The organism is uncultured Flavobacterium sp. (assembly GCF_951805225.1).
GTDB lineage: Bacteria > Bacteroidota > Bacteroidia > Flavobacteriales > Flavobacteriaceae > Flavobacterium.
The window spans coordinates 5,353,340-5,374,767 of sequence record NZ_OX638201.1 but is presented as its reverse complement, the minus strand read 5'-3'; the positions used below and the strand labels follow the sequence as shown (position 1 = coordinate 5,374,767).

The 21,428-nt window shown below is 33.9% G+C and carries 15 protein-coding genes; 7 read left to right on the top strand and 8 right to left on the bottom strand.

Annotation, left to right across the window (positions count from 1 at the left end; translation table 11 throughout):
- The first annotated feature begins 192 nt into the window (after positions 1 to 192).
- Both WN975_RS22405 and WN975_RS22400 read left to right on the top strand, forming a co-directional pair.
- The gene (locus WN975_RS22405; protein ID WP_099710651.1) at positions 193 to 1,515 is read left to right on the top strand and encodes a pitrilysin family protein; all 1,323 of its coding nucleotides are present in this window, start codon (positions 193 to 195) and stop codon (positions 1,513 to 1,515) included.
- Positions 1,516 to 1,527: 12 nt separating this feature from the next.
- The gene (locus WN975_RS22400; RefSeq protein WP_337968419.1) at positions 1,528 to 3,576 is read left to right on the top strand and encodes a pitrilysin family protein; all 2,049 of its coding nucleotides are present in this window, start codon (positions 1,528 to 1,530) and stop codon (positions 3,574 to 3,576) included.
- A 493-nt stretch (positions 3,577 to 4,069) separates the two neighbouring features.
- On the opposite strand, the gene WN975_RS22395 is transcribed toward WN975_RS22400, so the two are convergent.
- Positions 4,070 to 4,303, bottom strand: coding sequence for a hypothetical protein (locus tag WN975_RS22395; RefSeq protein ID WP_337968418.1), 234 nt, complete (start codon positions 4,301 to 4,303; stop codon positions 4,070 to 4,072).
- Between the two features lie 467 nt (positions 4,304 to 4,770).
- The gene (locus WN975_RS22390) at positions 4,771 to 5,637 is read right to left on the bottom strand and encodes an EamA family transporter (protein WP_337969014.1); all 867 of its coding nucleotides are present in this window, start codon (positions 5,635 to 5,637) and stop codon (positions 4,771 to 4,773) included.
- Between the two features lie 99 nt (positions 5,638 to 5,736).
- Here WN975_RS22390 and WN975_RS22385 point away from each other — a divergent pair, with 99 nt between their 5' ends.
- The 3 genes from WN975_RS22385 (at position 5,737) to WN975_RS22375 (ending at position 7,101) form a co-directional block, all read left to right on the top strand.
- On the top strand, positions 5,737 to 6,114 hold the full coding sequence (locus tag WN975_RS22385; protein WP_337968417.1) for a heavy metal-associated domain-containing protein: 378 nt from the start codon (positions 5,737 to 5,739) through the stop codon (positions 6,112 to 6,114).
- A 119-nt stretch (positions 6,115 to 6,233) separates the two neighbouring features.
- Positions 6,234 to 6,464 (top strand): hypothetical protein, encoded by a 231-nt coding sequence (locus tag WN975_RS22380; RefSeq protein ID WP_337968416.1) that lies wholly within the window; start codon positions 6,234 to 6,236, stop codon positions 6,462 to 6,464.
- A gap of 175 nt (positions 6,465 to 6,639) precedes the next feature.
- The gene (locus WN975_RS22375) at positions 6,640 to 7,101 is read left to right on the top strand and encodes a VOC family protein (protein WP_337968415.1); all 462 of its coding nucleotides are present in this window, start codon (positions 6,640 to 6,642) and stop codon (positions 7,099 to 7,101) included.
- Positions 7,102 to 7,173: 72 nt separating this feature from the next.
- Here WN975_RS22375 and gldD read toward each other — a convergent pair whose 3' ends face one another.
- From gldD to mutY, 4 genes are read right to left on the bottom strand one after another with little or no spacing between them, the layout of a single operon-like run.
- Positions 7,174 to 7,734, bottom strand: a complete 561-nt coding sequence (gene gldD / locus WN975_RS22370) for a gliding motility lipoprotein GldD (protein ID WP_099710644.1) — start codon at positions 7,732 to 7,734, stop codon at positions 7,174 to 7,176.
- A 1-nt stretch (position 7,735) separates the two neighbouring features.
- Complete coding sequence (locus WN975_RS22365; RefSeq protein ID WP_099710643.1) at positions 7,736 to 9,031, bottom strand: gliding motility-associated protein GldE; 1,296 nt, start codon at positions 9,029 to 9,031, stop codon at positions 7,736 to 7,738.
- 23 nt (positions 9,032 to 9,054) lie between these two features.
- A complete protein-coding gene (gene ssb / locus WN975_RS22360) occupies positions 9,055 to 9,495 on the bottom strand; it encodes a single-stranded DNA-binding protein (RefSeq protein ID WP_099710642.1) in 441 nt (146 codons plus the stop codon).
- Between the two features lie 37 nt (positions 9,496 to 9,532).
- Positions 9,533 to 10,579: an A/G-specific adenine glycosylase gene (mutY, locus tag WN975_RS22355; RefSeq protein ID WP_337968414.1), complete on the bottom strand. Its 1,047-nt coding sequence runs from the start codon at positions 10,577 to 10,579 to the stop codon at positions 9,533 to 9,535.
- 140 nt (positions 10,580 to 10,719) lie between these two features.
- Here mutY and WN975_RS22350 point away from each other — a divergent pair, with 140 nt between their 5' ends.
- A complete protein-coding gene (locus tag WN975_RS22350; protein ID WP_007805026.1) occupies positions 10,720 to 11,010 on the top strand; it encodes an HU family DNA-binding protein in 291 nt (96 codons plus the stop codon).
- A 389-nt stretch (positions 11,011 to 11,399) separates the two neighbouring features.
- Positions 11,400 to 12,944, top strand: coding sequence for a ribonuclease E/G (locus WN975_RS22345; protein ID WP_099710640.1), 1,545 nt, complete (start codon positions 11,400 to 11,402; stop codon positions 12,942 to 12,944).
- A gap of 291 nt (positions 12,945 to 13,235) precedes the next feature.
- Here WN975_RS22345 and pbpC read toward each other — a convergent pair whose 3' ends face one another.
- Together pbpC and WN975_RS22335 are read right to left on the bottom strand one after the other, a co-directional pair.
- On the bottom strand, positions 13,236 to 15,611 hold the full coding sequence (pbpC, locus tag WN975_RS22340; RefSeq protein WP_337968413.1) for a penicillin-binding protein 1C: 2,376 nt from the start codon (positions 15,609 to 15,611) through the stop codon (positions 13,236 to 13,238).
- Positions 15,612 to 15,740: 129 nt separating this feature from the next.
- Positions 15,741 to 21,410, bottom strand: a complete 5,670-nt coding sequence (locus WN975_RS22335; RefSeq protein WP_337968412.1) for an MG2 domain-containing protein — start codon at positions 21,408 to 21,410, stop codon at positions 15,741 to 15,743.
- Positions 21,411 to 21,428 lie beyond the last annotated feature (18 nt).

Sequence of the window (21,428 nt, the reverse complement as noted above, 5' to 3'; positions counted from 1 at the left end):
TTTTTTTCTCCTTAAACTCTGTTTTTCAAGGCATTTCTCCCATTAAAAAAACTCAATCTGATGTAAAATACTGTTAAAGTGTCATCAAAATAGTACAGAATCTCCAAATGATAATAAAAAAAGTTATTTTTGATGTAACGATAACCAACTCTTTGCTACCTACATATTAGGTAATATAAATTATTAATCTTTATGAAAAATTCAATAATGATGTTAAGTGCAGCACTTATGCTCGGCGGAGTAGCTCATGCTCAAAAGGTAGCTTTTGAAGAATACAATTTAGATAACGGTATGCATGTTATTTTGCATAACGATCCATCGGCTCCGGTTGTGATAACCTCAGTAATGTATCACGTAGGTTCAAAAGATGAGCGTCCTGATCGTACAGGTTTTGCACATTTCTTTGAGCATTTATTATTTGAAGGAACAGAAAATATAAAACGTGGCGAATGGATGAAAATCGTTACTGCCAACGGAGGTGTAAATAATGCCAACACAACAGACGACAGAACTTATTATTATGAAGTTTTTCCATCAAACAGTTTAGAACTTGGTTTATGGATGGAATCTGAGCGATTAATGCATCCTGTTATTAATAAAATAGGTGTTGAAACACAAAATGAAGTTGTTAAAGAAGAAAAAAGAATGCGTTATGACAATCAACCTTACGGAAATATCCTTCCTGAGGTGAAAAAAAACATGTTCAAAAATCACCCATATCGCTGGACAACTATCGGTTCTATGAAAGATCTTGATGCAGCAACTCTTGAAGAATTTAAAGCTTTCAATAAAAAGTTTTATACTCCAAATAATGCTGTTTTAGTTGTTGCCGGAGATTTCGATAAAACCAAAACCAAAGAATGGATTCAGAAATATTTTGCAACAATCCCAAGAGGTGAAGACGTTAAGAAACAAACTTTTGTAGAAGAACCAATAAACCAAACTATAAAAGCAACTTACGAAGATCCAAATATCCAGATCCCAATGATTGTTGCTTCTTACAGAACGCCTTCAATGAAAACGAGAGACGCAAGAGTTCTTGATTTAATCTCTTCTTATTTAAGTGATGGAAAAAGTTCTAAATTGTACAAAAAAATAGTTGACGACAAAAAAATGGCGCTTCAAATTGGTGCTGTTGGATTTAGTCAGGAAGATTACGGAATGTACATTTTGTATGGTTTGCCAATGGCTCCAAACACAACAGCCGACATTTTGAAAGAAATGGACGAGGAAATCGTAAAAATCCAAACTGATTTGATTTCTGAAAAAGACTATCAAAAATTACAAAACAAATTCGATAATAATTTTGTGAATGCAAATGCAAGCGTAGAAGGAATTGCTGAAAACCTAGCTTCTTATTATTTACTTTATGGAGATGTAAATCTGATTAATACAGAGATTGACCTTTACCACTCTATTACAAGAGAAGAAATTAGAGAAGTAGCCAAAAAGTATTTAAATCCTAACCAACGTTTAATTTTAGATTACATTCCTTCAACCAAAGCTCAAAACTAAGTCTATCGAATCATGAAAAAAATACATACATTTTTAATCCTTTTATTCCTGACTGGAATTATGCAAGCACAAGATCGACCACAACCAAAACCTGGAAATTCACCCGTAGTCAACATCAAAAAACCGCAAACTTTTGTTTTGGCAAACGGCATGAAAGTTTTGGTAGTTGAAAATCATAAATTACCAAGAGTTAGCTTTAATCTTACCTTAGACAATGCTCCTTTTACAGAAGGAAATAAAAAAGGTGTTGATGAATTAACCAGCAGTTTAATTGGTAACGGAACGAAAAAAACCACGAAAGAAGCTTTTAATGAAGAGATTGACTTTTATGGCGCAAGTATCAATTTCACCTCTTCCGGCGCTTATGCAAGTTCACTTTCTAAATATTCAGGGCGTGTTTTAGAGCTTTTAGCCGAAGGAGCTTTACAACCTAATTTTACTCAAACTGAATTTGATAAAGAGAAAGCAAAACTACTTGAAGGGCTTAAAGCCGATGAAAAAAGTGTTCCTGCAATCGCAAATCGCGTTGTTGATGTTTTAACTTTTGGAAAAAGTCATCCATCTGGAGAATATATTTCTGAAGAAACAGTAAAAAACGTTACTCTTGCTGATGTTCAGGCAAATTATGCAACTTATTTTGTTCCTGAAAATGCTTATTTAGTTGTTATTGGAGATATTAAATTCAAAGAAACAAAAGCTGCAGTAGAAAAACTTTTTGGTGGTTGGAAAAAACAAGCTGCTCCAAAAAATACTTATCCAAGTCCTGAAAACGTATCAAAACTTCAAATTGATTTTGTTGACGTTCCAAATGCGGTTCAATCTGAAATTTCATTAGTTAATACGGTGAATTTAAAAATGAGCGATCCTGATTTTTTCCCTGCAGTAATTGCAAATCAAATTTTAGGTGGAGATTTTAACAGTTACCTAAACATGAATTTACGTGAACAACACGCATGGACATACGGCGCTAGTTCAAGCATTGGAACCGGAAAATACACTACTAAATTCAAAGCTTCGTCTGCCGTTAGAAACACTGTAACTGATAGCGCTGTAGTTCAATTTGTAAAAGAAATCAAAAGAATCAGAACTGAAAAAGTTTCTGAAGATGTTCTAAAAAATGTAAAAGCCGGATATATTGGCCGATTTGTAATGCAGGTTGAAAAACCACAAACCGTTGCCAGATACGCCTTAAACATTGAAACAGAAAAACTTCCTGCTGATTTCTACGAAAAATACATTCAAACCATCAACAATGTTACTGCTGATGATATTCTTCGTGTAGCCAACAAATATTTCTTATTAGATAATATGAGAATTGTAATTGTTGGAAAAGGTTCTGATGTTATTTCTGGTTTAGAAAAAACTCAACTTCCGATTTTCTACTTTGACAGATTCGGAAATTCTGTTGAAAAACCTGCTACTACAAAAGAAGTTCCTGCAGGAATTACAGCAAAAACTGTTTTTGAAAATTACCTTAAAGCAATTGGTGGAGAAAAAGCAGTTTCGACTGTAAAAACATTGGCAATGAACGGATCAACTTCGATTCCGCAAGCGCCGACTCCTTTGACTTTTACGTCTAAATTAGATTCGAAAGGAAAAATGATGGTTTCTCTTGCAATGGGAACAATGAATTTAATGAAACAAGTTGTGAACGATAAAGGTGCTTATATCGAACAACAAGGACAACGCAAAAATCTTGAAGGCGCTGATCTTGCCGAAATGAAAGCAAGCGCTGCTCCATTTGAAGAATTACAATTGGTAAAAAGAACAGATTTAAAAGTTGACAGAATCGAGCCTGTAAATGGCAACGATGCTTATGCTATAAAAGAAGGTAAAACAACTTATTTCTACGATGTTAAATCTGGCTTGAAAGTAGCCGAATCTAAAGTTCGCGAACAAGCTGGAAAATCAACAACACAAATCACAAACTTCAATGACTACAAAGAAGTAAAAGGTATTAAAGTTCCTTTTAACATCGTTCAAAATGTAGGCTTTGAATTAGATATTAAAATGTCTGACATTAAGATCAACGAAGGAGTTTCTGACGCAGATTTTCTTTAGGAAGGTTCAAAGATGCAAAGGCTCAAAGGGACAAAGGTTCTGAGGCGCTGAGATTCTGAGCTACTAAGATTTTTAGAAGCTTTGTCAAAGTTTTCAACTTTGACAAAGCTTTTTTTATGCTCTTTTTTGTCAGGCTGAGTGAAGTCGAAGCCTCAAAAGTTTCAAAATTATTTCACACAAAATAATCATTGTCATCCCGATTTCTATGATAAAAGCATTTTTTTTTAGGAGCTAATCCCGCTATCCGTTTCAATCTTTTGTGGCGAACCCCGCCACAAAAGGATTTCCACTTCTATCGGGGCTAGGTCAATTCGTTTTAAAAGAAGATTTCCGTCTAGTTTGTCATTTCGACGGAGGAGAAATCCTCGCAAGTAACTCGACAATTTTTGAAATACTTTGCGTTAGTTTCTTGCGGAGATTCCTCGTTCCTCGGAATGACAAAAATTCGTAAAAACAATAAAGGCTGTCAATTACGACAGCCTTTATTATTTAATCATTCAACGTTTAAATAAGGATTTAGAATTTCGGCTAATTCATTTAACCAATAAAAGCCGTTTTCAAGACTTCTTTTATCAATCTCCAAAGTTTCACATTCTCGCATTAAGCTTAAAACAAGCATGTAATTTACTTGCCGAATTGTTTTTGCCATAAACTTAGCATCGACAGAATTGTTGAAAAAATCTGCCAATCTCAGTTCTGTTTCTTTTGAAAGGGTGTTTGTACTCATAATTCTTAACTTTAGGGAAAATAAAACCCGCATAGCTAAGGTGTCCTACGCTGTTAAGAAAGCGTTACGGTTGTTTCCAATACCGCCACCATACCACACGGGTAAATCTTTTTTCTGAGTTCATAATCTTAACTATTAGGATTACGAAGATACCTAAAAAAGAATGAAAATGACTACAAAAATATTTTATTAAACAAATAGATAAATAAATCTATTTAGTCCAAATTCTTAACAAAGCTTATAGTTTATTGAATCAACGCGAAACAACAAACTTAACGAAAATATTCTTGGAAAAATGATTGCCCTAGCCCCGATAGTCCCGAAGTGTCGGGAGAAAATCCTTTTGTGTCCGCCGCGGCGGACAAAAGATTGAAACGGATTGCTTCGCCAGTTCGCACTTTCAGGCTCGGGTGCGGGATTAGCTCCTAAAAAATATTAGAATCCGAAAAAACATTTCAAACCAAAACTTATTTCTTCGCCGACAAATAAACTCCAATCAAAATAATAAACGCTCCAAAAAACTGAATTGGCGTTAGCATTTCGTTATCTAATAATCCCCAGAAAAATGCTACTATCGGAATTAAATAGGTTACTGATGTTGCAAAAACCGGCGATGACATTTGGATCAATTTAAAGAACAAAACATTCGCGATTCCGGTTCCTAAAACCCCTAAAATCATTACAAATAAAATAGAATGTTGTGTTGCTTCAAAACTTATTCTTTGCGTAATATCTGTTGTACTTAAAATAATTAAAGCTGGTAAAAGCAAAACAGCAAAGTTTCCTGTTGTAATACTTAGGGAATTTAAATCGGATAAATATTTCTTGATCAAATTGACATTTATCGCATAACAAAGCGTTGCAATTACAACCAGAATTACATAATAATAATTTTGTCCAGGATGTGATGAAGCTCCGCTTAAAACCAGTAACAAACATCCAATAAGTCCAACAAAAACTCCCAGAACCTGACGTTTTTGAAATTGGATTCCAAAAACAATAATTCCTAAAACTAAAGTATTTAAAGGCGTAAGCGAATTTAAAATAGCTACGATCGAACTGTCAACTTCGGTTTCTGCAATTGCAAAAAGATATGCCGGCGTAAAAGTTCCAAAAACTGACGTTATCGCAACAAATTTCCATTGACGACGCGAAATTTTCTTCAAACTTTTGAAACCAATAATCAACAAAAATAGTGCTGCAAAAATAATTCGGAACGAACCAACCTGAACCGCAGTTAAGCCTACTAATCCGCGTTTGATTAAAATAAAAGAACTTCCCCAAATTAGTGAAAGAACCAATAAATAAGCCCATTTTAATTGTTTTGCATCCATAAATACTATTTTGATGCAAATTTGTACTATTTTCATGAATTAACCTCTCGATTTTGCTAATTTTGCAATAACATTTTTTGATAACTAAAATTAGATATAATGAAATTCACAAAAATCGTAGCATCATTAGCAATTGCGGGTTTAGTATTTGTAAGCTGCAAAAAAGAAGAAGATAAAAATTTAGCCAATATAAAACCGATTGAAGCAGCTTCAAAAGAACACAAAGCGATTGCAGCCGAAAATGTACAAACTGCAAGTTTTGAAATCGAAGGAATGACTTGCGCGATGGGATGTGCAAAAACAATCGAAAAAGAATTATCAAATCTTGACGGAGTAGAAAAAGCGACTGTTGATTTTGACAAAAAAACTGCTACTGTTGTATTTGACAAAACGGTTCTAAATCAAGAAAATCTAACCAAAACTGTTCAAGCAACTGGAGACGGAAAAACATATAAAGTTTCGAATATCAAATCGTAATTAAGTCAATATCAAATATTAACAAACGTTCTTGTTAAGAGAACGAGTTTTTATTTACAACTTCATCTAAAAAACAACCATAAAACATTGTTGTTTAAAACAACAACTTAATTAAAATTATGGAGAATGTATATATTTTAGAACATATTTACGAAATAGAAGAAATAGAAGAAGTAAAATTTATTGGTGTTTTTAGTACATATGAAGAAGCAAAATCCGTAATACAAAAATTAAAAGACTTACCTGGATTTAATAAATTTGACGAGAAGTGTTTCCAAATAAACGAATGCAAATTAAATCATTACGAATGGACTTCTGGATTCATAAATTGGGAAGAAGCTAACCAATAGCTTTTCAATAATTAAAATTAGAAAATCTAATCATAAAAAAGGATTGAAAAATAGAATTCTAAACAGTAGCAAACTCCGGATTACTACTGTTTTTTTTGTGAATCATTTTCAAAATTATATTTTAGCTTATAATTCCCCCACTAACATTATAATCATCAATATACAATCATAAACAATGGACCTTAAATTTAGTCACATAGATATTTTAGTTAACGACCTACAAGTGGCTTGTGACTATTATGCAAAAATCTTTAAAGCCGAGATTTCAAAAACATTCACTTGGCAAAGAGATGAATTGCACGTTACTTATGCCGTTGTAAAAATGGATCAGGAACGTTTTATGCTTGTGCAGCCTTTCTCTGGAAATCTAAAAAATTTACTGGACGCAAAAGGCGAAGGAACAATTTATCGCCATTGTTATTCAACTCCAGATATCGAAGCTGCTTTTGACGAATTGGTTGCTTCTGGCGTTCAACCAGAGGACGAAAACGGAAATACTTTGTCAAAAGAAGATCTTAACTCGCCAAGTGGCGTTAGAATTATCTGGCTTCCAAAACGTTTTGGAGAATTTTCGATCGAAATACTCGAAGAAGCAGGACTTCAGGAATTTATAACCGATGCTTTTTCAGCATCCTAAACTCTAAACACATTTATTAAACATAAAAAAGGCGCTCAAATTGAACGCCTTTTTTTAATATTGTTATTTCATTTATTTCCACTTCAGTGTTTCCATCAATCTTTGCATATCATTTTTGATATAACTAGCCGCTGGCATAACAGAATCAAAATTAGGTTTTGCATAAAAATAAACCGATCCTGTTATAAAATGTTTCGTACTGTCTGTTACGTAAAATTGCGAGTTTGTAGCCGCATTTCCGTCAACTTGATAAAACATTCCGTAAACCTTTTTTTGTGGGTTTAAATACGGTTGTTCTAATATATCATCGGCTTTAATAACATGTTCGTACGTTAATTTCTGAGCATCTTTTAATAACTTCTGAATATCGCCATTTACAGGCTTATAAGTCAAATAAATCGTCGCTTTCATTTTAGGATACGTAATTGCAAATCCACAATCTTTTTCTCCTTTAATAACCGCATTTTCGTTCATTTCGAAACTAAACGGACAATTATTAGCAAAATTAACATACTTCGCTTCGGGATAATCTAAACGTAAAAAACTTGCAGGCTTTGGCACCACATCATCTTTACAACTCAAAACGGTTAATGTTAGTAAAATTGTCGCTACCGAAAATAATCTTTTAAGCATTTTAATCTATTGTTACTTTTATTTGTTTTATACGTTTTTTGTCAACTGTTTCTATTGTAAAAACACAGTTTTCAAAAGCTACTTTTTGATCTTTTTTAGGGAAATTACCCAAAATTTCTAAAATAAAACCCGCCAAAGTTTCTGCTTCTCCTTTGTGAGATTCAAAAATATCTTCGTTAACATCGATTATTCTGTAGAAATCTTTCATATTAATTTTTCCTTCAAAAAGAAAATTTCTTTCATCAATCTGGGAAAAATTCAAATTTTCATCGTCAAATTCATCGCTTATATCTCCAACAATTTCCTCTATTACATCTTCTAAAGAAACCAATCCTGAGGTTCCTCCATATTCATCAACGACAATTGCCAAATGGCTTTTAAGACTTTGAAAATCCTTCAATAGATTGTCTAATTTTTTATTCTCAGGAACAAAAAAAGCTTTTCTCATTAAAGCTGTCCAGTCAAACTCTTCTTTATCAATATGAGGCAATAAATCTTTTACGAATAAAACGCCTTCTATTTGATCAATATTATCTCTGTAAACAGGAATTCTCGAAAAACCTTTTTCAATTATCTTAGGATAAATCGATTTAAATGTTTCTGATATTTCTAATGCAAAAATATCAATTCTTGGACTCATAACCTGTTTTGTGTCTGTATTTCCAAAAGAAACAATTCCTTCTAGTATTTTTTGTTCCTCGCTTGATGTTCCTTCAGAATCTGTCAATTCCAGCGCCTGCGAAAGCTGATTTATAGAAAAACTATTCTTTTGTTTCCCTAATTTATTCTGCAAATACAGCGTAATACTGCGCATTGGCAAACTTATTGGCGATAATACTTTGTCTAAAACAGCGATTGGATATGCAACGCGTTTTGCAAACTTTATATTGTTTCGGCTTGCGTAAACTTTAGGCAAAACTTCTGCAAATAATAAAATCAGAAAAGTAACGAGAATTACTTCTAAAATAAATTTTAAAACCGGCGAATCAATTTGGTCAAAGATATTTTGTCCGATAAAGGAGAACAAAATAACAACTCCAATATTCAGGAAATTATTAGCAACCAATAATGTTGCAAGTAATTTTTTGGGTTTATCTAAAAGATTTGAGATAATTTTTCCTTTCGGAAGGTTCTCATTCAAGGCATCATCAATGTCTTTTTGAGATAGTGAAAAAAGTGCTACTTCGGCACCTGAAACAATTGCCGATAAAAACAGCAAAATAAAAATTCCGACAAAACCAATTATTAAATTGATGTCTAGAGTGGTAGATAAGAGTAAACTGGGCTCTGGGTCCAAATTAAAAAAGATTAGTTAAACAATCAAAAAGGCAAGTCATTAATAGGCAAGCCTTCGTTAGCCGCGTCAAAGTTAGTACTTTTTGGCGATTCTGAATCGTGATTTGGTCTATGATTTCCAGTTTCTTTTTTGGTAGTCAAGAAAGTAAACTCGGTAACCTGAATTTCTGTGGTATATTTGGTTGTACCATCTTCAGCTTGCCATTGACGAGATTTTATACGCCCTTCAATATATATTTTATCTCCTTTAGACAAATATTTTTCACAAATTTCAGCAGCTTTATTACGCACAACTAAATTGTGCCATTCTGTTGAAGTTATTTTTTCGTTAGTCGTTTTATTAATATAAACTTCATTTGTAGCAAGCTGAAAACGCCCAATGCAATTTCCGCCATCAAAATAATGCATTTTTACATCGTCTCCTAAATGGCCTATTAGCATTACTTTATTTAATGTTCCGTTCATAGTTTTATAGTAGTATTTCCCTCAAAGATACATTTTTTTAGCAATTTATTTCTTGCTTTTCGATAAAATTATAAATCACAATTGGAAAAGGAAAACTTTTCAAGTCAGTGGTACTCAAACCATTAACAATTATTTCGTTAATTTTTACTTTCCAGAACTGAATATGAAGATGTTGGTGCGAAAGTTTATGAATTACAGTCGTTTCACTACACTCTTCTATACTTAATATAGTATAGGAAGAAAAAATCTCGTTTTGAACAGCGTTTGAAACAAAATCAAAACCAACAATTTCGGTAGTTTCTAAAAGAGGAAACTCATATAAATTATGCCAGATTCCTTTTGCCGTTCTTTTCTGAATTAAAGTATTCCCTAAAACATCTTCCAGAATCAAATAATTAAAGAATCGATTTGTAACTTTTACCTTTTTTGATTTCACAGGCAAAACCGAAACTTTCTTTTTTTGCAAAGCCGCACAACTATCATTAAATACACAAACAGAACAATTCGGGCTTTTAGGCACGCATTGCAAAGCGCCGAACTCCATTATTGCCTGATTAAATATCGCAGGATTATCTTTTGGCATTAATTCGTAAGCCAGTTCCGTAAATTCTTTTTTTGTTGCAGGCACAGCAATATCAGATTCTATATCAAAATAACGAGAAAGTACCCGAAAAACGTTTCCATCAACAACAGGAACCGCTTCATTATAAGAAAAAGAAGCAATTGCTGCAGCGGTATATTCACCAACACCTTTTAATTTTAATAAATCTTTATAGTTATCAGGAAAAACTCCATTGAGCTCATTTGCGACAAATTGAGACGTTTTATGCAAATTTCTGGCGCGAGAATAATACCCTAATCCCTGCCAAAGTTTCAAAACTTGCTCTTCTGAGGCATTTGCTAAATTAAAAACGGTAGGAAATTCCTCCGTAAAAGCAAAAAAATATGGCGTTCCTTGCGCAACTCGAGTCTGTTGCAACATTATTTCTGAGAGCCAAATATGGTAAGGATTGGTCGTTTTTCGCCATGGCAAATCACGTTTGTTTTGTAAATACCATTTTATCAATATGTTAGAAAAATTCATCGCAAAATACTTAGAATACAAAAGTAAATGTTTATGTAATTAAAATTTAACGAATTAGCTTGATTAATTATTTTTTTAATTCCTATATTTGCAAACTCAAAAAAATAGTACACCATTTATAAAATAAAATAGGAAAGAAAATGACGAAAGCAGATATCGTAGCGAAAATTTCAGAGAAACTAGGTCTTGAAAAAGGAGATGTTCAAGCAACAGTAGAAACTTTTATGGAAGAAGTTAAAACTTCATTAGAAACTGGAGACAATGTTTACCTAAGAGGATTTGGTAGTTTTATTGTAAAAACCAGAGCTGAAAAAACAGGTAGAAACATTTCTAAAAACACCACTATCAAAATTCCAGCACACAACATTCCTGCTTTTAAACCTGCAAAAGTTTTTGTAGAGGGAGTAAAAACGAATAACGAAGCAAAATAATACTATTAATTAATCATAAAATCGACACGATATGCCAAGTGGTAAAAAAAGAAAGAGACATAAGGTAGCTACTCACAAACGTAAAAAAAGAGCGAGAGCTAACCGTCACAAAAAGAAAAAGTAGTTTTAAACTACTTTTTTCTTTTTAAACGTTCATTGAAATTGAAAAAAAGACTGAAGAGAGAAAAGAAAAAAGAATATAGACAAAATCTATTTTCTCTGCTCTATTCTCTACTAATCTTCTTTTCCCCGGGTTCAATACCTGTTAAAAATATTGTTTAATCCATCTGTAAATAAGATTTTAGATCTTAGATTTTAGATCTTAGGTTTTAACCTATTTTCTTCTCTCTATCCTCTATTTTCTGAAAAAACAGATAAAAATTTACAGTGTGAATAAAGAATTAATCATTAGATCTAGTTCTGAAGCAGTAGATTTTGCCTTATTAAAAGATGGAAAACTAATTGAATTACACAAAGAAGAAGAAAAAAGCAACTTTCAGGTTGGTGATATTTTTATTGCCAAAATCAGAAAACCCGTTGCTGGACTTAATGCTGCTTTTGTAAATGTAGGCTTCGAAAAAGATGCCTTTTTACATTATCACGATTTGGGTCCAAATTTAGCTTCCCAACTGAAATTCATAAAACTTGTAAGCGCAGGTAAATTAAAAGATTTCTCCCTAAAAACCTTTCAGTTTGAAAAAGAGATTGACAAAGATGGCATCATTACTGATATTTTAAGTGCCAATCAATCTGTCTTAGTTCAAGTAGTTAAAGAACCTATATCTACCAAAGGTCCAAGAATAAGCGCTGAGCTTTCATTGGCAGGAAGATTTATTGTTCTCGTTCCGTTTTCTGACCGTGTTTCTATTTCTCAAAAAATAGAAGACAAAAAGGAAAAGGATCGTTTAAAAAAACTTGTTCTATCGATCAAACCTAAAGGATTTGGTGTTATTGTTCGCACAGTAGCCGAAGGCAAAAACGTAGCCGAATTAGAAAAAGATTTGCAGAACCTGCTTGGCAGATGGACTGCAATGTGTAAAAAATTACCAACTGCTCATCATCCCTCAAAAGTATTAGGAGAACTCAACAGAGCGTCTTCGATATTGAGAGATGTATTCAACGATACCTTTAGCGGTATACAAATAGATGATGAAGAGTTGTACCATCAAACGAAGGAATATCTGCAAGAAATTGCACCTTCAAAACAATCGATTGTTAAGTTTTATCAATCAAATGACACTCCAATTTTCGAGAAATACAATATAGAGAGACAAATCAAAACTTCATTTGGACGCACAGTCTCCATGAGTAAAGGCGCATATCTTATTATAGAACACACTGAAGCTCTTCACGTTATAGACGTAAACAGCGGAAACCGTTCGAATAAGGCGACTAATCAGGAAGACACAGCCATGGAAGTAAATATGATAGCTGCCGCTGAAATTGCCAGACAACTTCGTTTGCGTGATATGGGCGGAATAATCGTAGTTGATTTTATCGATATGTCCAATCCTGAAAACAGGAAGGTTTTGTTCGACTTCTTGCGAGAAGAAATGAGCGACGATAAAGCAAAGCATAAAATCTTACCGCCTAGTAAATTTGGTTTAGTTCAAATTACCAGACAACGCGTAAGACCAGAAGTTAATATTAAAACCAGAGAAGAAGATCCAAACAATGAACATGGCGAAATTGAAGCGCCAATTTTAATCATTGATAAAATCACCTCTGACTTAGAAAGACTTTTAAAAACCCACAATAAAGTTGTGCTTAACACACATCCGTTTGTGGCTGCATACCTCAGTAAAGGTTTTCCATCATTACGTTCAAAATGGTTTTTTGAACATAAGAAATGGGTGAAAATCATACCTCGTGACGCTTACACGTACTTAGAATACCATTTCTATGATAAAAAAGGAAATGTTATTTCAGAATAAATTAAAAACCGCCTCTCGAAAGATTGGCGGTTTTTTTATGCGCTTTATTTTTTTTTCGCCACGAATTCACGAATGAAAACGAATTATTTTTAAGTTTTAATTCGTGAATTCGTGGCTATTTTTTAGGAGCAATTTCCAGCTATCCGTTTCAATCTTTTATTTTTCTAAAGAAAAAATTAAAAGGATTTCCATTTCTATCTGGGCTAGGCATTCATTTTCATAAGAAGATTATATATTTAAAAGTCCTTTCGAGTACTAATGTCATCCTGAGCGAAGTCGAAGGCTCGATTATTACTCTCTAATAATCTCAATTCTCCTTCTAATTTCATTCCCATAAGCATCTACAACCGTTATATAATGTATTCCTGAAGTTGGTGTAATAGGTAATTCATGAAACGTTTTTGTTGTTGCTTTATAAACATCATCAACGTACCAAAACAATTCTTTGTCCCTTTCAGAATAAGCTACTTTGAGAATTACAGGCTGAACTTCGCTATTAAAATTCTTCGTTAAGTAGATTTTACTATTCGTTTTCGGATAAATAAAATCCATATTCACCGATTGTGTCCCTTGACAATCTTCCTTAAAAGGCGGCAATGGCAAATATTCAATATGCTGACTTTTGTAATACCAAGCCATAACCGGCGGTAAAACAAACCAATTTCTAGTGACTATATTATCAATATTTTCGCAACTGCTATTGACCTGAAACTTTTCCGATTTATCTAAATGCACCTTTTTATGATACGGACAAACCACAGTAGATTTTCCTTTTTTCGGAACCCACTGTTTGATTTTTGGACATTCTTCTTTAGCCAAATAACCACTTAAACGACAAACTTCAACTTCATCCAGATCTTTATAAGGCGTTTGAAACCATCTTTGTCTCGGTAATAAATTAAAAACATCAAACAAAATAGGTGCTGCACCTGTTACTCCCGTTAGCGTTGGCCTTCCCTCGCCTGTCGCATTTCCTACCCATATTCCAACAACATATTTCGAGTTTGTTCCAATTGCCCAAGCATCGCGATTACCAAAACTAGTTCCGGTTTTCCATGCAATTTTCAGCGAACTATCATAAAACTTCCAGGCTTCATCCCCTTCCGGTCGGTTTACTTCTTCCATTGCATTATAAGTTAGCCAAATTGATCCTGCACCAACAATGTTTTTCTGGTCGGTTTCAGAACCAAAATCAGGCTCAAAATTGTTTTTATAATTTAATTCCGTAAATTCTTTTGTTCTATATTTTGAATTGTTTTTAGTATAATAATTCACGGTAGACGAAAGATTAGCATACGTTCTGCATAAATCCCATAAATTACTTTCGGCGCCACCCAAAATAAGCGATAATCCGTAATGATCGGGTGTTTTATTAATATCTCTCAATTTGAATTTTTGTAATTCTTCATAAAATTTATTCACACCAAAATCCTGCAACATTAAAACAGCCGGAATATTCAAAGATCTCGACAAAGCGCGATGAGCAGGAACCGCACCATCAAATGTCAGATTAAAATTTTGTGGTGTATAACCTGCAATTTGCGTTGGAATATCTGCGACCAAAGTATTTGGCAATAATTCGCCATCATCAAGCATTCCTGCATAAAGAAGAGGTTTCAAGATACTTCCTGTACTTCTTGGTGCGTCAATAATATCAACATCTTTTTGATGATCTTTATCAGTTGGAGAATTCCCCACATAACTCATCACATTTCTATTTGAAACATCAATCACCAAAATCGCTAAATTGTTAACTTCATTCTGTTTGTATTGATAATAATAATATCTCGCAATTTGATTTACTCTATTTTGCAAAGCATAATCAATTGTTGTTTTTACGCGCGTTCCTTCTTCACTTTTCGCCACGCGTTGCAATAAATGAGGCGCAATTTGAGGCAAATCATACGGTTTTTGAGGCAATCGCTCTTCGATTGAAAGTTCGTAAGTCTGTTTGTCAATTATTCCTTCCTGATGCAATTTTAGCAAAAGCCTGTTTCGTTTATTCAACAACTTGATTTGATTTTTTCCGGGATAAATCAAACTTGGTGCATTTGGCAAAACTGCTAAAGTTGCATTTTCCGCCCAAGACAATTGATTTGATTGCACACCAAAATAACGCCAGGAAGCCATTTCTAACCCAACCACATTTCCTCCAAATGGAGCGTGAGCAGCGTACAATTCGAGTATTTCATCTTTAGAATATCCTAATTCTAATCGTGTTGCCAGAATAATTTCTATGATTTTTTCAAAGTAAGTTCTCCCTTTTCCTTTTCGGGATAAACGGATAACTTGTTGTGTTAATGTACTTCCACCTCGGACAACTTTACCCGCTTTTTGGTTTTGCTTAATCGCATTTACCATCGCAACAGGATTAAAACCCGGATGTTTATAGAAGTATTCATCTTCAAAATAAACGATGCATTTTTTGAATTTATCCGGAACACTATCTTGCGCAGGAAAACGCCATTGACCATCCCGAGCAATTTTTGCACCAAGTAATTCTCCTTCCTTACTTTCAATAACCGTAGAATAAGGTTCCTGAAACAGAGTTCGTGGCAATGAGAAATAATAAATCAGCAAGAGCAGAAATGCAATTGCTGATTTTATTTTATTCTTTTTAATCCAATTTATAATGCGTTGTGAGAACGCTATTAATTTATTTTTCAAAGCTTTTAGTTTTAGCTCACGGATTTTTACGGATTGAACTGGTTTCCGCAGATTAAATTTAATCTGATCTGATTCAATAAAAAATCGGTGTAAATCCGTTTAATCCGTAAAACCCGTGGGCCATATATTTTATTTTACTACTTCAACCCAAAAACCTTTTGTTCTCGCTAGAAATGTATTGTCATACATCGCTTCACATTGCAATCCCGGCAAATAATAATTCCCCAGATATGATGCGTTGAGTAGGATTCTAAATGTTTTTGTTTCTCTGGCTTTCATTCCAAAATAGAAATTAGTTCTATCATCACGAATATCAATATAATCAGCAGTATTGTTTGTAGCGTCTCCGTAATCGGTGAAACGCGTATTTACAATTTCGAAACCTGAAGGCAGAATCTGTGATAAAGCTACATTTTGAACACTTTCATTTCTTTGGTTTTTAATCGTAACCTCTGCAATAAATTCAGTTCCCTGACTAATTTTCGAAACATTGATTGTGCTTCCTTTTCTGTTTTTGAAAACAATAGCAGCCGAAACATCGCTTTGAATTTCTTTTTCCTGTCCAATTGGTAAAATTCCAGTATTTAAAACACGAACATAAACAGTGTTGTTTTTAAGATTTTTCAACACAATATTATTTGCACCACTTTGAACAATCAAACTTCTGTCTGCAACTGTTTTTTGAGTGCTTATCGTTTCTCCTTTTCCGTTTTTACTAAACTGAAGATTAATTCCTTTAGGACCATTGGCAATAGCAAATTTCGACATTGAATATAAACAATACGCCGTTGTTTGCGTGCTCATCCATTGATTGTTTGACATTTCTTTTGCAAGTTTTGTAGCCAAAGTAAATGCTTTTTGTTTTTGCCCCAAAAGCAACATCGTTTCTAAAGCCATTGCTCTGTTTCTTTCACTTGAACCATAATAGTAATAATTGTAACCATCTGATTCGCTGTCAATACTAGTATTTAGTAAAAGATTTTGTCCTGCCGATTTTTGCCCAGCCAAAACATAAGCTGCCGCCAAGCGAAGTTTACTTTCGTTAGAAATACCTTTAGTTTCACGTAATCTGTTCATCGAAGACAAATCTGCATTTCCGGCCAAAGCCAATGTATATAATCTATAAGATTGCGCTAAATCATTACCATATTTAGGTTCAAAACGCCATTGTTTCGCTTCTTTTTGTTGATACGAAATCCATTTTGATTTGAAATTAATTGGCAAAACATATCCTTTTTTCTCTGCTTCAATCAGGAAATGTCCGACATATGAACTTCCCCAATCGTCTGCAATTGTGTTTCCTTGCCAATACGACAATCCTCCGTTTGATAATTGAAAGCTTCCTAATCTTGTAATTCCAGCAGTAATGTTTTTTTGAATTAGCGCTTTTCTTGTTGCGTCTAAATCGACAACATCATTTAAGAATAATTGAGGAAAAACGGATGATGTAGTTTGCTCTACACAACCATGTGGATATTGAATCAAGAATTGTAATCTTCCGTTCAAATTCATCGTTGGCATTGACGACACCTCTAATCTTGCTTTATTACTTCCTGAAACTCCAAAAGTTTTCCATGAAATCGTTTTGGTACTATTTGGAGGTAAAATAATATCTGTAAATGTATTCGTAACCGGATTTGGGTTCGTCATATCAATTTCGACATCATAAACCGATTTCTCTTTTCCTGAAGTTGCAACAACTTGAACCTTTGCGATTCCCGTTGCAGAGCCAACTACCAGATTAAAATAAGCCATTTTCTCATCCGGTTCTGTAAAATTCAATGATTGTGTAGCACTTCCCATTACTTGTAACCCGTTGCTTGTTTTAATCTGAATCGAAACATTTTTGATATTCTTTTCAGTTGCAAAAACCGTAACCGGGAGAGTCACTTTTTCTGATGGAGAAATTTTTCTTGGCAATGAAGCCAAAACCATCAACGGACTTTTTACAGGAGTTGCTTTTTCGACACTTCCATAAGCGCTCGTATTTGCATCACCGGCAACAACCATTGTTCGAACAGAACCAATATATTTTGGCAATTTTAATTGATGTGATTTCGTTTGTCCTTTTTCTAATTTAAACGGACCATAATATAAAACAACTGGTTTAAAACGGTTGGCTTTTTTGGCTTTTCCACCACCTAAATCCTGATCTCCACCAATACTGAAAATCTGATTTATTTTTCCGCCATATGCACCAATTACATCATCATAAATATCCCAGGTTTTTACTCCTAAAGCTTCACGAACATAAAAACTATCCCATGCATTTGGCGTTTTAAAACGTGTTAAGTCCAGTAAACCTTCATCAACAACTGCAATTGTATACGTCATTTCTTTACCTGTTTTCTCACCTACTTTTACTGTAAAAGTTTGTTCCGGTTTTAAAACGTCCGGCATCGAAAGTGTTGGCGCAAGAATTGTGTTTTTATCGACAACTTCTATCGGAACGATTCCATACATACGAATTGGCGAATCATTTTTAGTTGAAGCGTGCGGTTGTAAAAGCGTGATATTAAAATACACGTTTGGCGCCATTGCCGAAGTAATTGGAACTTCAACTTTAGTCTCTCCTTTTTGTGTTTTTGCCCAAATTGTCTGCACTACTTTTGATCCATTTTCGATCGAAATTAAAGCACGCCCACCTTCACTTGAAGGGAAAGATATTTGTGCTTTTTCACCTACTGCATAATTCTTTTTATCGGTAGAAAACACTAACATATTTGCCGTAGAAGCATCTCTATTACGTGTTTTTCCAGACCAAATTGGCCAATCTATATTTACGGTAAGAGCAGTTGCATGACCATTCGGGTTATCTGAAACACGAATTAAATAACGTCCCCATTCCTCATCGGCTAACGAAAACTGAATGTGTCCTTTTCCGCTTGCATCTGTATTGATAATATAAGTTTTGTATGCCGTTGTCGCATTCGAAGAATTATAATTCGACAAATTATCGCTTGATGCATCCCACCACCAGCGCCACTCAACTTTATAAACTTTTACTTCCAGATTTCGAACTGATTTTGGTCTTCCGTTTTCATCCAGTGTCACAATATCAAAACGGTTGTTGGTTCTGGTTTCCAACATTCCGTATTTATTTGGTTCCGGAGATTTTATTCCTACATAAGTTTTATAAGGTGAATACGTTGTCGAAATAACATCTGTACTAAAATCTCCTCCTTCTTCATACACTTTTGTGATGAAAGAAGCGCGAAGCATTCCCGGCGCTTGTCCTTGTAATTTTGGTTCAATATTTACTGAAGCTTTTCCGTTTTCGTTTAATTTTCCAGAGAAAACATTAATTTCTTCAGTACTAAATTGACGTACTAAATCATCAAAAGTAAATTTCTCATATCCTTTAAATGTTGTTGTTTGCTGCGAAAACTTAGCTTGCATTTCTACATTCAGGTTTTTCGCAATTGCGCCGTGAAGCCATGTAACTTCGAGATTACTTGTATTTGGATAAGAAGATGAAAGAGTCTTTCTTGAGAAATTATTCTTTATTTTTAAGCGATTCGGCTTAATCGTTTCGATTTTAATGCTCTTGTAAAACTTCGCACCACCAACACTTATCATAGCTTCCCAATTTCCAGTTGGCGCATCTGCACTTGTTGGAACTACGAATGAATAATGATTTAAATCGTTTGTCTTCTGAATCGTCTGATAAGTTGTTTTACCATTTGGATCATTCAATCTGAATTTAATTGGATGTGATTTCGGTAACTTATTCGAAACATCATTCAAAATAAAAGACAAATACAAATTATCTCCCGGACGCCAAACGCCACGTTCGCCATAAATAAAGCCTTTTAATCCTTTCTGTAAAGTCTCTCCGGCAACATCAAAATTACTAACCGATAAAGAAAGTCCGTCATCGAGTTTTACATAAGTAGACTGATCTCCTACGGTAACGATCGCAAAATAAGCGAATTTATCCAGTTGAAAAGAAGCTATTCCTTCGCTGCTAGTTGCCCCAGTCGTTATTTTTTGCTGCTGATACGTATATAAATCAACTCGTGCATTTGAAACAGGTTCTGTTGTCACAATATTATTTACGGCAAATAAATAGGATTTATTCTCGCCTCTTTTAGCAATAACACCTAAATCTGTCGCCAAAATATTGGTCGCTATTCTGGCATTATAATAATACGAATTGGTACAAGGATCCTGACTTTCTCTCCATTCATAATCATCATAGTAATAATCGTCGTAAGAGTTTCCGCTGTAGTTTACATCATTTTCATCTACTTCTTCTTCCTCTTCTGAAGTTTCATCATTTTCTGAAGTTTCGCATTTATATAAAGAATATTTCTTTTTATATACAAATTCCACTCTATAGATTGCACCTGGTTCCGGCGTAATTATTTTAGATAAATCTAAAGCAAACGTGTTCCATTTAGCCGGATTTACCAAAGCACTTTCGTTTAATTTGAGCGTGGTTTTGGCGACGGGCTGTGCTACTTTCTTGAGATTCTGACTTCCGTTTAATTCATTATATTGAAGAAATTGAAGAATGTTGTTCTTGTAAATCTTATATACTTTTACATCAACTGCACTTAAATTTACGGCTTCAAAATTTAATTTTAAGTTATTTGAACTTGGCAAAATCGTTCCGTTTTTTATGAAACGAACGCCCGGTTTTATTTGGTCAAAAGTGATTTTCTGATTGTAGTTAGAATCCATTTTTTTACCATATTGGCTTTCGATTCCCTGAAAAACTTCAATCAATAAATCTCCTGCCAGAATTTGCTGTGGTTCGGCTTCATCATTCTTAACCACTTCTACAGCAGCATCAACTACCGCCGCAGCACTATCAATAACAGTTGTAACTGAATCGGTAAGGGAAACTGTTGATTCTTCGACAGCAACAGGAACGGGTTCTTCTTTTTTGGCCGGCGCTTCATTACTAAAATACACTTTCAGTAAATTTCCCTGAGTAGAAAATTTTAAATTATTAGCATTCTGAATCGAAACCAAGCCTTTGAAATCCTGTCCTTTTTCTAATGGTTCAGAAAAATTAATCAAAACCGATTGATTGGTTCCTTCCGGAACCTCGACTTTTACAATTTTAAATTCGTTTAAACCTGAAACTGCATAATCTAATTCTCCTTTCTGATCAATATCAAAATCACTTCCGTCATACAGAATCTCAAGATTTGTTCCTTCATCATAACGCTGAATACTATCAATAATAAAATTAAATTCTTTGCCTGAACCAGATTTTTTTTCGAATTTGATTTTAAGTTTATTCCCTTTTTGATTGGCCGAAACTAATTTAATAGCGGTTTCAAGATCAATATTATCTGCTGTTTTTAAAACACAATTAAGATATTGATATTCTTTACTATACGACTGAATATCGGCAGTATTTATTGTAAAATCCTGCTTGATTGTTTTTACTGTAAAGTTAAATTTCGAAAGCTCTTTTTCTTTCTCTTTCGGAATTGCGGTAAGTTTATCTAAGTTTAAAGTAACTTGATATTCTGTTCCGGGTTTCAGCTTTTTTTCGGGAATAAAAGCAAGTGTGTTTGTGGAAAGCGCTACTATTTTTCCGTCTACGCTTGGCGAAATATCAAGTAAATCGCTGTCTAAAACCTGATTCACTTTCCAATCTTTTTTATCGAAAGCTAAAACCACCCGAATATCAGATTCCGACGAGACTATTCCTCCCGTGAAACTGACTATATACTCTTTAAATAATGAAAAATCGGAATTGAAATCGGCTGCTGATTTGCGACCGCAAGATTGAAAAATAAAAAACACACAAAACACGAGAACTAATCCTTTTGCTTTCACTTTTATTTAGAGTTAATG

What these genes read in the sequence shown, in the direction of transcription:
- WN975_RS22350 (WP_007805026.1), top strand. Translation starts at nt 10,720, where the DNA reads ATGACGAAAGCAGATATCGTAGCGAAAATTTCAGAGAAACTAGGTCTT.
- WN975_RS22385 (WP_337968417.1), top strand. Translation starts at nt 5,737, where the DNA reads ATGAAATTCACAAAAATCGTAGCATCATTAGCAATTGCGGGTTTAGTA.
- gldD (WP_099710644.1), bottom strand. Translation starts at nt 7,734, where the DNA reads ATGCTTAAAAGATTATTTTCGGTAGCGACAATTTTACTAACATTAACC.
- WN975_RS22375 (WP_337968415.1), top strand. Translation starts at nt 6,640, where the DNA reads ATGGACCTTAAATTTAGTCACATAGATATTTTAGTTAACGACCTACAA.
- WN975_RS22380 (WP_337968416.1), top strand. Translation starts at nt 6,234, where the DNA reads ATGGAGAATGTATATATTTTAGAACATATTTACGAAATAGAAGAAATA.
- WN975_RS22405 (WP_099710651.1), top strand. Translation starts at nt 193, where the DNA reads ATGAAAAATTCAATAATGATGTTAAGTGCAGCACTTATGCTCGGCGGA.
- WN975_RS22395 (WP_337968418.1), bottom strand. Translation starts at nt 4,303, where the DNA reads ATGAGTACAAACACCCTTTCAAAAGAAACAGAACTGAGATTGGCAGAT.
- WN975_RS22400 (WP_337968419.1), top strand. Translation starts at nt 1,528, where the DNA reads ATGAAAAAAATACATACATTTTTAATCCTTTTATTCCTGACTGGAATT.
- WN975_RS22390 (WP_337969014.1), bottom strand. Translation starts at nt 5,637, where the DNA reads ATGGATGCAAAACAATTAAAATGGGCTTATTTATTGGTTCTTTCACTA.
- mutY (WP_337968414.1), bottom strand. Translation starts at nt 10,579, where the DNA reads ATGAATTTTTCTAACATATTGATAAAATGGTATTTACAAAACAAACGT.
- ssb (WP_099710642.1), bottom strand. Translation starts at nt 9,495, where the DNA reads ATGAACGGAACATTAAATAAAGTAATGCTAATAGGCCATTTAGGAGAC.